This window comes from Labedaea rhizosphaerae (assembly GCF_004362825.1).
Taxonomy (GTDB): domain Bacteria; phylum Actinomycetota; class Actinomycetes; order Mycobacteriales; family Pseudonocardiaceae; genus Labedaea; species Labedaea rhizosphaerae.
This window is the reverse complement of the sequence record NZ_SNXZ01000004.1, coordinates 561,244-573,926: the sequence shown is the minus strand read 5'-3', so window position 1 is coordinate 573,926 and position 12,683 is coordinate 561,244. Positions and strand designations below refer to the sequence as shown.

8 protein-coding genes are annotated in these 12,683 nt (G+C 72.3%); 4 read left to right on the top strand and 4 right to left on the bottom strand.

The features are described from left to right. The first annotated feature begins 3 nt into the window (after window positions 1-3). From EV186_RS25635 to EV186_RS25620, 4 genes are all read left to right on the top strand, one after another. Entirely contained in the window at window positions 4-5,541 is a 5,538-nt protein-coding gene (locus EV186_RS25635; RefSeq protein WP_133851936.1) for an SDR family NAD(P)-dependent oxidoreductase, read from the top strand. Between the two features lie 4 nt (window positions 5,542-5,545). Further along, the gene (locus EV186_RS25630; RefSeq protein WP_133851935.1) at window positions 5,546-5,767 is read left to right on the top strand and encodes a DUF5988 family protein; all 222 of its coding nucleotides are present in this window, start codon (window positions 5,546-5,548) and stop codon (window positions 5,765-5,767) included. 100 nt (window positions 5,768-5,867) lie between these two features. After that, window positions 5,868-6,092, top strand: a complete 225-nt coding sequence (locus EV186_RS25625; RefSeq protein WP_133851934.1) for a DUF5988 family protein — start codon at window positions 5,868-5,870, stop codon at window positions 6,090-6,092. 306 nt (window positions 6,093-6,398) lie between these two features. Then, the gene (locus tag EV186_RS25620; protein WP_133851933.1) at window positions 6,399-7,004 is read left to right on the top strand and encodes a response regulator transcription factor; all 606 of its coding nucleotides are present in this window, start codon (window positions 6,399-6,401) and stop codon (window positions 7,002-7,004) included. Window positions 7,005-7,051: 47 nt separating this feature from the next. Here the strand turns inward: EV186_RS25620 and EV186_RS25615 are convergent, their stop codons facing one another. The 4 genes from EV186_RS25615 to EV186_RS25600 form a co-directional block, all read right to left on the bottom strand. Then, complete coding sequence (locus EV186_RS25615) at window positions 7,052-8,311, bottom strand: sensor histidine kinase (RefSeq protein ID WP_166659324.1); 1,260 nt, start codon at window positions 8,309-8,311, stop codon at window positions 7,052-7,054. Window positions 8,312-8,461: 150 nt separating this feature from the next. Further along, window positions 8,462-9,994 (bottom strand): SagB/ThcOx family dehydrogenase, encoded by a 1,533-nt coding sequence (locus EV186_RS25610; protein WP_133851931.1) that lies wholly within the window; start codon window positions 9,992-9,994, stop codon window positions 8,462-8,464. Window positions 9,995-10,012: 18 nt separating this feature from the next. Further along, window positions 10,013-12,286, bottom strand: coding sequence for a TOMM precursor leader peptide-binding protein (locus EV186_RS25605; protein WP_133851930.1), 2,274 nt, complete (start codon window positions 12,284-12,286; stop codon window positions 10,013-10,015). Next, entirely contained in the window at window positions 12,286-12,489 is a 204-nt protein-coding gene (locus tag EV186_RS25600; protein WP_133851929.1) for a hypothetical protein, read from the bottom strand. Before EV186_RS25600 ends, EV186_RS25605 begins: the two co-directional genes overlap by 1 nt. Between the last annotated feature and the right edge of the window lie 194 nt (window positions 12,490-12,683).

Sequence of the window (12,683 nt, the reverse complement as noted above, 5' to 3'; positions counted from 1 at the left end):
GCCATGGACCAGTTCCGCAGTGATCAGGACGATCAACGCGATCAACCTGACCAGTCGGCCCCGGTGCTCGCCGTGGTCGGGATGGCCGGGCGTCTGCCCGGCAGCCCCGACCTCGACGCGTTCTGGACGCTGCTGACCGGTCGCGGCACCGCCGTCACCACCGTGGCGTCCGTGCCGCCGACCCGGTGGGATCCCGCCGCGCCGCTCGACCCCGAGCTCCCGGTGCCCGTCAAGGCCGGGTTCCTCGCGTGGATAGACCAGTTCGACCCCGCGTTCTTCGGGATCCCGGCGGAGGCGGCCGCCGACCTGGACCCCCGGCAACGGCTGATGCTCGAGGTCGCGTGGCAGGCGCTGGAGGATTCGGGGGTGCCCGCGGCGAGCGTCGCGGGCGCGCGGACCGGCGTCTACGTGGGTGCGGGCGCGGGCGACTACGCGTTGCTGCGCAAGCAACGCGGCGCCCGGCCCAGCGCGCACAGCTTCGCGGGCACCGCGCCGGACATGATCGCCGGGCGGGTGGCCGGGTTCCTGGGCATCACCGGCCCGAGCATGGTCGTGCAGAGCGGCGGGTCGTCCGCGCTGGTCGCGTTGCACGTCGCCGCCACCGCGTTGCGCGCCGGGGAGATCGACGCCGCGCTGGTCGGCGCGGTCAACCTGATCATCACGCCGGACGCCACCGTGGGCCGCAACCGGGTGCAGCCGGGGTGCGTGCGTGGCGAAGGCGTTGTCGCCTGCTGCGTCAAGACCTTGGCCAAGGCACAGGCCGACGGCGACCGGATCCGGGCGCTGATCACCACCACCTCGGCCGGGCCCGCGCAGCCGCCGCCGAACCTCGCGCATGTCGAGCGGCCGGACGCGCTCGTCGCCAAGATCGGTGACCTGGAAGCCGCTTCGGGGCTCGCCGGGCTGGCGAAAGCCGTGCTGGCCCTGGAAAACCACCTGGTGCCGGGGGAGCAGCGGGTGCAGCTCGGTCCCGGCGCACGCGTCGGCGTCGCCACCGAGGGGGCGCACGCGGTGCTCGCCGCCGCGCCGCCGGTCTCGCTGCCGTCCCTGGCGAGCGGGCCCGCGTTCGTGCCGCTGTCCGCGCACTCCGAGGACGCGTTGCGCCAGCGGGCGGCCGACATCTCCACCGTCGACATGGCGCCCGCCGTGCTGGCGGGCACCCTCGGCCGGCGCCGCGACCACTTCCCCGTGCGCGCCGGGTTCATCGCCGAAGACGCGGAGGAGCTCACCGGTCTGCTGACCGAGTTCGCCGCGGAGTACGAGGAGGCTCCCATCCCCGGTGTCGTCACCGGACGCGCCCGCCGGCTCGACGAAGCCGGTGCCCGCGTCGCGTTCGTGTTCCCCGGTCACGGCGCGCAGTGGGCCGGGATGGGGCGGGAGCTCTACGCCGCCGACCCGGTGTTCGCGACCGTCCTGCGACGGTGCGGGCAAGCGCTTGCGCCGCACGTCGACTGGGACCTGCCACGCGTGGTGACCGGCCGCGACGACTGGACCGCCGAGCCCGACGTCGCGGCGCCGGTGCAGTGGGCGCTCGCGGTCGCCATCGCCGAACTCTGGCGTGCCGCGGGTGTCTCGCCGGACGTCGTGCTCGGCCACGGTGCCGGCGAGATCGCCGCGGCCACGGTCGCCGGCATGTTGTCCTATGAGGACGCCGCACTGGTCGTGACCCGCCGGGTCGCGGTGGCCGGCCGGTACGCCGGAGCGGGCCGGATGCTCGCGGTCGGGCTGGACGCCCGCAAGGCGATGCTCGCCGCCGAGCCGTTCGACGGCGCGCTGGCGCTGGCCGCCGACAACGGGCCGGCGGGCTGCGTGCTGGCCGGGGACACCGATGCCGTGCTCGCGCTCAAGCAGCGCTTCGACGCCGTGGGCACCGACTGCCGCCTCGTGGGTGAACCCGTTGCCGCGCACAGCAAGCACGTCGACGTGCTCACCGAGGACCTGCTGCTCGCGTTCGACCCCGTCCACCCGCGGGCCGCCGACACCGAGCTCATGTCGCCGGTGCAGGTGCGGCCGGTGGCCGGGGACGAGCTGACCGCGCGGTACTGGACGGAGAACCTGCGCCAGCCCGTGCTCTTCGCCGACGCCGTGGACGCGGTGTTCGACCGCGGCGTCACGCACGTGATCGAGATCAGCGGCCGCCCCGCGCTCACCGACGCGATGGGCCGGTTGGCCGCGCGGCGGGCCGAACCGCCGGTCGTGCTGACCAGCCTGCACGAGGGTCACGCGGGCCCACGCGATGTGCTGGCCGCCTTCGCCCGCGCGTACGTCAGCGGGCTCGAACCCGTCGGGTCGGTACCGCCCGGCCCGCCGGTCGCGGTGCCCACCTACCCGTGGCAACGCGACACGCACTGGGTCGCCGACGGCAGCGGCGGCGACAGCACGGACCTCGTGCTCGCCCCCGCGCCCGGCGAACACGACACGTGGCAGGCCGTCCTCGACCTCGACCAGCGCGACCACCCGTGGCTCGCCGACCACCTGGTGCACGGGACCGCCGTGCTGCCCGCCGCGGCGATGCTGACCTTCGTCCTGGGCGCGGCCCGGTCCCGCACCGGCGCCCTGCCGGTCCGGCTCGACGCCATCCGGTTCACCGAACCGCTGCCGTCCGGCGAGCCCGTGCGGCTCGCCCTGGTGTGGCGCGACGACGTGGCCGACGGCGGCAGCGTCGTGCTGAAGTCGTTGCCGAGCGGTCGATCCGCGTGGACCGAGCACGCCAGCGCGCGGGTGACGGCCGGTGAGATCGTTGCGCCGCCGGACTTCCCACGCCACCTCACCGACATCGAGCCGGTCACCGCGGCGGCCTTCTACGCGTGCTGCCGCGACGGCGGCACCGACTACGGCCCGGCCTTGCAGGGCGTGCAGGCCTTGCACACCAACGGCGACCACGCCCTCGGCGAGTTGCTGCTGCCCGAGCGGTGCGCGGCCGGGCAGCGGCCCCACCAACTGCACCCGGTGCTGTGGGACGCGGCTTTGCAGGTGTCGCAAGCGTTGCTGGACGGCGACGACGCCGTGGTGCCGGTGTCCGCGACCGCCGTGCACCGGCACCGGGACTTCGGTGACCTCGCCGAGCCGGTGACCTCGGGCTACTCCTACGTGATCCGCCAGGGCAGCGGGCTCTTCGACGTGCACCTCTACGACATCCACCGCCAGCCGCTGCTCAGCGTGCTCGGCCTGGCCGTGCGGGTGCTCCCGCCCGAGGCCGCCGGTCCGGACGAGCGCGTGCACCGCCTGGTGTTCGTCGAGCAGTCGTGCGAGGAGCGGCTGCTCGCCGGGACCCAGCCGCTGGGCGTGTGGCTGGTTGCGGGGGACGACACCACGGGCATCGCCGCCGAACTGGTCGCCGCCGGGGTCAAGGTGACCCAGTCCGCGACCGTGGTGACCGAGGAACTGCTGCGCGAGGTCGTGCCGACCGGGCTGCTCTTCCTGGCCCCGAAGGCGGCCGACGGGCTCGACCGGCAACGCGCGGCGCTGCACGAGCTGAGCCTGACCGTCCGCGCGGCGTCGACGCTGCCCATCCCGCCGCGCGTCGTGGTGCTGACCACCGGCGCGCAGCCCGTGTCCGACGGCGACCTGCCGGACCCGGGTGCCGCGTTGTTCTGGGGCTACAGCCGGGTGTTGCGTCGCGAACACCCCGAGCTGCGCTCGCTGGTGCTCGACGTCGACGGCACGGTTTCCGACGCCGTGGCCGCCGAGGAGATCGTCGCCGACGAGGGCGAGGACCAGGCCGCACTGCGGGGCGGGCGCCGCTACGTGGGCAGGCTGACCAGGGGCAACGCCGACGAGCCGCCGATCCCGGCCTGGCGTGGACCCGCACAGCCCTACCGCCTGGGCGTGGACAGCCCGGACTGGGCCGGCTTGGTGCACAAGCCGTTGGCGCGGCGGATGCCCGGCCCCGGGGAGATCGAGGTCGCGGTGACCGCGACCGCCCTCTCCCGCCGCGACACCCGGTTCACCGCGCCGTTCGGGGCCGACTGCGCCGGCGTGGTGACCGAACTCGGGCCCGGCGTGACGGAGTTCGAGCCCGGCGACCGCGTGATCGCTTGCGTGCCAGGGGCGCTGGCCTCGCACGTGACGGTGCGCGCCGAGCACGCCAAGCCCGTCCCCGAGAGCATGGACGACGCCGACGCGGCCGCCGTGCCGCTCGCGTTGGTCACCGCCTGGCACTGCCTGCACGACCTGGCCCGCCTCGACGCGGACGACACCGTGCTGATCCACGGCGCGGCCGGCGGGGTCGGCCTGGCCGCGATCGCCGTGGCCCGGGCCGCGGGGGCGACGGTGCTGGCCACCGCCGGCACCGAGGAGAAGCGCGCGCACCTGCGGGCGCTGGGCGTGGCGGACGTCTTCGACTCCCGGACGCTGGCCTGGGCCGACCAGGTGCGTGGCCGGGTCGACGTCGTGCTGAACACGTTGCCCGGCGCGGCCATCCGGCTGGGACTGGATGTGCTCGCCGACGACGGACGGTTCGTCGAGCTGGGCCGCCACGACATCGGCCGCGGCCACTCGATCGGGCTCGCGCCGTTCGCCAAGGGCATCAGCGTGGCGGCCGCCGACGTGATCGGGATGATGGACCGCCGTCCGGCCCGCTTCGCCCGGCTGCTCGACGAGGTCTGGACCAGGGTCGCCGCCGGGGAGTTCGCCCCGCCGCCGTTGACCCGGTTCACCTTCGACGAGGCGTCCGAAGCCCTGCGGTACCTGGCCGACAGCCGGCACATCGGCCGGATCGTGCTCGTGGACCCGGCCTCGGTGCGCTCGGTCGCGCCGGAACCGCTGCGGGACGGGCGGTTGCGCGGCGACGGCACGTACGTGATCACCGGCGGGTTCGGCGCGCTCGGTTGCTCGCTGGCCGAGTACCTGGCCGCCCACGGCGCGGGTGCGATCGCGTTGGTCGACCGCGTGGCGCCGGGGGAGCGGGCCGTCGCCACCGTGGACAAGCTGCGTGCGGCCGGGATCGCGACGCACCTGGTGACCGTCGACGTGACCGACCGGGACGCGCTCGACGCCGCGTTCGGGGTGCTGCGTGCCGAGTTGCCGCCGCTGCGCGGGGTCGTGCACGCGGCCGGGATCGACGACGGTGCGCCCATCGACGAGCTGACCGACCAGGCGCTGGCCGCGGTGCTCGCGCCGAAGGTAGACGGCGCGGCCAACCTGCACGCCGTCACCGCCGACGACCCGCTGGACCTGTTCGTCGCGTTCTCCTCGGCGGACGGGCTGCTCGGCGAGCCCGGGCAGGCGGCGACCGCGGCGGCCGACGCGTTCCTCGACGCGCTGATAGCCGCGCGCCGGACGTGCGGGCGGGCCGGCCTGTCCGTGCAGTGGGGCCCGATCTCGGACAGCACGGCCGACGGCGACCTCGTGCCGGAGCAGGCGTGGCGCGCGCTCACCGGGTTCCTCGCCGCGGCCGAGCGGGTGGTCGGGTTCGTGCCGCTGGACCTGTTGCGGTTCTTCGACGCGCATCCGGACACGGCCAACCAAGCGAGCTGGCAGGTGCTGTGGCGCCTCACCGAAGCGATCAAGGCCGAATCGTCAGGAGCAACAAGGAGGTAGGACCGTGGACCAGACACCGAAGATCCCCGGACCGCGGCACGTCGTGCTGGAAGGTGGCCCGGCGGGGATCACGCCGGGTGCCGTGCCGGACGGGCACCGGCTCGACGACCGGGACCGGCTGAAGATCCCGCACCAGGGCGGCTACGAGCACTTCGAGCGCCAGCAGGGCGAGGCGGCCGACACGGCCGTCTACCGCTGGGTCGCCCGCACCAAAGTCGCCGAATAGGGGTCGAACGGGCAACTTTTCACCCGTTTGGCAGACATCAGGGGGCCACGCCGGGCACTCTGTGTGGCGGGGACCACAGGTGTGACTAGGAGGTGGACCGATGCCTGACCTGACATCGCACCCCGGTGCGGTCGAGATCGTGCTCGAAGGGGGCCCGGTGGGCATCTCGCCTGCCGGCGTGCTCGGTGGGCGTTCGCTCGCCGACCAGGACCGGCTGAAGGTGCCGTTCCGGGGCGGCTACGAGTACTACGAGCGGCTGGCGACGATGCCGGTGGCGGGCACCTTGCGAGCGGTTTTCCGCTGGGTGGCCGCATCGCCGAACTGAATTCGGTTCGTGGCGCCGGACCGGGAAACCGGCCCGGCGCCGACGTGTGTCCACGGTATCGAAAGCATCAAACCGACCGGCCGGTACGGCTCGGAACGATCACGACAGCTTGCACAACGGTCGGTGATTTGACAAGTTCGGATCGTCAAAAGTGCCCGGACGGGTAGCGCCGGACGGGGCATCAATGGGCTGGCTGGGTGAATTTTCGCTGCCCCATTTCCGCTAGTTTTGGCGTAATACCTCGGGAACCTCGGTGCGGGTCTACGATCATGGCTCTCGCACCCGTGATGGCCGGAGAGGCGCCGGATGATCAAGATCATGCTCGCCGAGGACATGAACATGGTCCGAGGTGCGCTGGTCGCCTTGCTCGCCCTCGAAGAGGATTTCGAGGTCGTCGCCGAGGTCGCGCGGGGCGACGTGATCGTCCCGACCGCGGTCAAGCACCAGCCGGACGTGGCCGTCATCGACATCGACCTGCCCGGCATGGACGGCCTCACCGCGGCCGCCGAACTGCAGCGCGAGCTGCCGAACTGCCGCACGCTCATCCTCACCAGCCTCGGCCGCCCGGGCACCCTGCGCAAGGCGCTCTCCGCCCGGGTCGGCGGGTTCATCCTCAAGGACGCACCGTCGAGTGAGCTCGCCGAGGCCATCCGCGGCGTGCACGCCGGGCGCCGGGTGATCGACTCGAACCTCGCGCTCGCCGCGTGGGACACGGCCGAGTGCCCGCTCACCGCCCGTGAACTCGAGGTGCTGCGCCTGGCCGCCGACGGCTCCGAAGCCGTCGAGATCGCCGCCCGGCTCTTCCTGTCCGCAGGCACCGTGCGCAACTACCTCACGGCCATCGCCACCAAGCTCAACGCACGCAACCGGGTGGACGCGATCCGCATCGCCCGGGACGCCGGCTGGCTGTAGTACTTGCGGGCCGGCTCCAGCGGCCGGCCACGCGACGAGCACCGGCGCTAAGCCGCCTCGGTCACCAGGTCCGGCTTCACACCCGGCCGCAGCGGAACCGCCGCCGTCAGCCGGAACCGGCCGTCCGTGCCGACGCCCGCGCTCAGCAGGCCGCCCAGCGCGGTCACCCGGTCGGACAGGTTGTGGATGCCGCTGCCGCTGTTGTCGCTGCGCGCGACCTGCTCCATCGGCTCGTCCGGCACGCCGTCGTTGACCACCAGGATGGCCACCTGGTCGTCGTTCTGCCGCACGCAGATCTTCACTTGCTCGGCCTTGCTGTGCCGCAACACGTTCGTCACGCCCTCGCGCAACACGGTCGCGAGCACCGTGGTGACCCGGGCCGGCAGGTCGTCGTAGTTCATGTGCATCTGGACGTCGACGTCGGCCGCGGCCAGCACCGAGCGGGCCGAGCGGGACTCGTCCTCCAGCGAAAGCTCGCGGTAGCCGCTGGCCACCGAACGCACGTCGGCCAGGGCCTGGCGGGAGATGGCGAGCACCTCGGAGAGCTCCTCGCGGGCGCGTTCCGGGTCCTTGGCCACCAGCCGGTGGGTCAGCTCGCTCTTCAGCGTGATCGCCGAGAGGCTGTAGCCGAGCAGGTCGTGCAGGTCGCGGGCGAAGCGCAGCCGTTCCCGGGCCACGGCCATCTCGGCGAGTTCCGAGCGGGCCGCGTTGACCTCCTTGACCAGGGTGGACAACCGGGTCAGCCCGTAGACGACCAGGCCGGTGATGCTCGTGGACACGAAGATGTAGACGGTGTCGGTGACCTCGAAGCCCGCGCTGGCCTGGTAGAGGGTCATGCTCAGCACGACCAGGCCGAACGCCGACCAGGCCGCGATCGCGGGCAGCACGAGCAGGGCTGTGCCCGCGACGAAGCCGGGCATGCCGGTCCACGCGTGGTGGAACACCAGCAGCGGCAGGTACGCCAGGGCCGCCTGCAGCACGTTCATCGCGATGCCGGTGTGGGTACGCACCTTGATCGGGTCGCGGCTGAAGTACAGCAGCTGCAACGCGAGCAGGGCGAGGGTGTCGAGCACCGCGAACACCTTCGGCAGCACCCCGAGGTCGGGCAGCGTCGAGATGTTGGTGAGCGTCACGGCGCAGAAGCCCGCGAAGACCCCGATGAGCACGCCGCGGCTCAGCCGGGGGGCGAGGGTTCCGTAGTCGCCCTGCGCTTCCACCGCGGGATCGCGCCGGGGCCACGACCTCTTGCGAGGCTGCCGTGGGCGGCCGTCGCCGGTCTCCCCGGCCTCCATCGCGCGCGCTGTCATGCGGGTGTCCCCCGTGACGTCTTCACTGAATGGTGCAAGCATAAGGGGAAGCCCCTCCCACCGGGAGACTCTTTGCGCCGTATGGACGCACCGGGAAGGCAATTCGTGACCACTTGGCGACAGATAGTGCCGTCTTATTAGGTTTCATTGTCAAGTCCCGGAATCCTGTGTTTCCGATCCGTTATCCGAGCGTTGGGCCGGAAGGCCGATCAGGAACTCACCCACGCTGCATTCCGCGGGCCAGTCCAGGCCGAAGGCGCGGCTGGCCAGCTCGCCGTCGCCGACGGCGAGCGCGCACGGCGCCAGGCCCATGGCGGTCGCCGCCAGGTACAGGGTTTGCTGCAACACGCCGACGTGCTTGAGCGTGGTGGCGTAGGCGAGCCCGCCGTAGACCCACGCCAGGCGCGCGATCCGCGCGGTCATGCTCAGCAGCACCGGCGGCCGCCGCGTCATGCCCGCGGTGACCATCGCGCTGTCCAGCAGCTCGGCCCGGTCCTGCTCGACCGCGTTGATCAGCGTGAGCACGTGGGCGTGCGGGTCGTAGTGGTAGATCCCGCACGGCAACCCGATGCAGCGGTCCACCGTCAGGTAGATCTCCAGCTCGTGCAGCCCGAACGCGCTCGGGTACGGCCGGTCCGAGGACAGGTTGCCCGGCACCGGCTCGCCCGGCCCGGGGCGGAACTCGCGGACCCGCGCGGCCCGGTAGAGCAGCTCACCGAGCTGGCTCGCGGTCACCGGCCGCTCAGCGAAGCGGTGGAAGGACCGCCGTCCCTCGACCACCTCGGTCAGCGTCGGGTCGTTCATCGCGAGCGTCTCGAGGTTCGGCCGGTGCAGCGGGTAGCGCGGGCCCATCGGCGCGGGCCGGAGCACCGGCGCCGGAGCGAGCCGGTCGGCGTAGGGGAACACGGGCCCGAGCGGACCCTCCTGGCGGCCGACCCGCGTGCGGGCGTGGAACTGCAGGTCGTGGTGCGACCACGGGATCAGCCCCGGGTCCTCGTCCTCGGCGTAGCGGGCCACCCGGCCGGAGCCGGCCCAGGTGCCGGTGACCACCATCGCGGTGGCGACCAGGTGCTCGACGAGGTCCATCGCGAGGCCCGGGTCGATGCCGAGCCCGGTGGCGACACCGGCGATCGTGGTGGTGGTGCCCAGCGACGCGGCCAGCAACGTGGCCGGCGCCCGGTGCAGCATCACGCGGTAGAGCGACAGCGGCGACTCCAGCTGCAGCCCGCCGTCCGGCCCGCCGCGCAACGAGGCGAACCGGGAGAGCCGGATCGGCTGGTCCACCCCGACCTGCGGCCGGGTGAACCGGGCCTGGCGGGCCACGGGGATCGCCGAGAGCAGCAGTCCACCGTTCTCCTGCACGCCGAGCGAGTACACAACCGAGGCTTGCAACAGGTCCATCGCCTCCTCGAGCCGGCCGCACTCGGCGTCGAGCTGGGGCTCGCCACCGCGGACGGGCACCCGGTCATCGGCCAGCACGTTGCGCAGGGAAACCGGACCCAAGGTCATGCGGCGCAAGGACTCCCGCACCATCGGCCCGGGTTCGTCCAGCGCCACTTCACCCCACGGGGTGAGCACGACGACCGGCCCTTCGAGGTCCCCGTCGGACTCGATGAGCACGTCCTCGCGCAGCGACAGTAGTTGCCGATCACTCGGCAACCGTTGCGCGGCATCAACATTCACAGCTGCTCCTAGCCCCGACTACAGGAACATTGGTATTGGGTTGAGCTCCTCGTACGGCGTCGGCTCGACGAGCCGGCCCAGCCGCACCGGGACGTCGAAGAGCCGGCCGGGCGCGTACCGCGCCCAGAACCCGCGCAGTCCCGGTACGACGACCTTGACCACCGGCAGGCCGATGTCCGGCCTGGTCTGGTCCAGCACCAGCAGTTGCATGCCGTCGGCGCGCAACCGGTTGTGCAGGAACTCGATGTCCTCACGCAGGTCCGTGCGTGGCTGGTACTCGAAGTCGGCGGGACCCTTGGCGGGCACGTCGACCGCGGGCATCAGGTACGGCTGGTTCTCGGTCGTGGCACCGCGCCACCAGTCGATGATCTCCCCGTCGCCGCAGCCGTAGCGGTTCTCGGCGAGCACGGAGGGCATCATCTGGTTCAGCTCGGTCAGCGCCCGGCGCAAGGCGACCTTCGGATCCAGGTGGGCCCCGAACCCGAGCATGATCTCCTGCGTGTCGGTCCCGGCGTCCACCCGCCGCGACAGGGCGGCGATCACCGGCACGCCGAGGTCGGCGGTCAGGTCGATGGCCCACACCGCACGGCCGAGGCCCGCGTGCACCTCACGCAGTTCCTCGATCCACGGGTCGGCGAACGCGTCGAGGTCGATGCCCGGCTGCGGTGTGCGGTTGTACCACCACAGCGCGACGGCGTCGCGTTCGATGAGCTCCAGCACCCCTTGCAGCACGGCGTCTTCCAGGCTGCTGCCGGCCGCGTTGCCGTTGGAGTCGGCACGCACGCCGATCCCGGGGGCACCGAAGTAGAGCATCGCCGTGGGCAGCAATCGCTGGCGTCCCTCGGTCAGCGACCAGATCGGCGTCCAGCCCATCTCGACCTGCTCGTCGAACGGGTCGCACACGTACTGCAAGGCCGAGTGCGACGCGTTCCACCGCACCCGGTCGGCGTACTGCCGGTCGTCGTAGAGCAGGCAGGCACCCGGGTGCAGGGCGGCGTCGCCGAGCGAGGCGTAGCTGCCGCGCACCTGGTACTCGTCGCCGTGCCACGTGCCCGAGTGCCGTTCCAGCGCCTCGCACAAGGCGCTCACCTCGGCGTGTTCCGCGGTGACACCCTTGCCGCCGTTGCACGCGCGCAACGCGGCACGGAGGCCATCGAGACCGCCGCCGGTGCTCGGGTTGCTGCCGGCCAGGAACGAGTTGAAGAACGCCGGACCCCTTGTGTCCCGGTGGATCCCGGTCACCACGCCGGTGATCGGGCTGATCAGGTGCTGGTAGGCGGCCATGGTCTTGTCCGGTGCCGCCGCGCGGTGCCCACCACCGGAGTAGCAGGCCTTCTGCCGCGAACCCAGCCGCACCGGCCTGCGCACCGCCGCCGCGACCAGACCCGGGTCACCGCACGCCGAACACTGCGGGCGGCGGCGAAGCTCGTGCCGGGTGCCGGTCAGGTCGAAGCCGTCCAGTGTCCACACGCAACTCTGGCCCGGGTAGCGGTAACCGGCGAGCCACTTGCTCGCCTCCAGCGCGACCAGGCCCAGGGCCATCGTCGTGCTGGCCGGGAGTTCGGCCATCGTCCGTTCGGCGGGACCGGTGCGACCGAGCGTGGCCTGCACGTGCGCCTCCGCCTGCCGGTGGCTCCAGAGCCGGTGTGCGAGGCAGTGCCAGCACGCGCCGTCCGGGGTGAACACCGGGCCGATCCAGAGTTGGGTCCCGGACGGCCGGGCAAGCAGCCACGGCCGCCCGGCCGCCCGGTGCACGCTGTCGATCTCCCCGAGGCGGGGGGACAGGTAATCGGGGCAAAGCACCACGGTGAGCGCTGTGCCGTCGTCGGGTCCCTTGTTCGCGACCGTCAACCCTCCCGCGCGCAGCGTCGTCAGCGCCTGTGCGCCGTCGATGCCGCCGAGGGTGATCAGTGCGACCTCGCCGGAAGCGGTTCGCGCTGCCGCTTCCTGCGGGTCGAGCCCGGCGCTTTCCCAATAGGTCAGCACCTTCTCGTCGGCTTGGTCGGTGCCCGGTGCGGTCGGTGGCCGCACGGTGACCAGGCCAGCCTTGGCCAGGTGCTGCATGAGTGAGCCGATGCGTTCCGGCGCGAGGCTGTCGGGGGCCTCGTCCAGCAACGTCGGTAGATCCCGGGTGCCATCCAGCAGGGGGGTCAGCGCCTCCAGCTCCGCACTGCGCAGGGCTGTCACGCCGCGCTCGGAGAACAGGTACGTGGCCTCCCCAGCCACGACCTCAGCCCGCAGGTTTCGCTTGAAGCCGACCAGTCCCGCGGCCGGTGACCCCGGGGTGTGCATTACGCCACCCGCGCCAGACGCGGCAGTTCGCCGACGGTGACGGGCAGCGGCGTCCAGCAGACCTTGGCCGCGCTCGCGGCGGCCATGTCGCTGGTGGACCAGCGGTCGAGCTCGTCGATGACGAGGTCGATCTCGGAGGGGGCGCTCGTGGCGGCGAAGGCCTCGAGGCCGGTGAATAACTTCAGGTCTGCTGGCTGCGACATCAGACTCTCCCTGTGCTCACGGGTTGTGTGTGTGTGGTGTGTGTGCCGACCGGGTGGTGGTCCGATCTGCGGTTCCGATTCTGTTGTGGTAGGGATCACGTCCGCCAGTGCCTCGCTCATCGGCGCGATGTGTGTTTTTCATGCCTGCGCCCGGGGTGTTTTCACTGGTCATTCGTGCCTCAGGCACTGCCCGT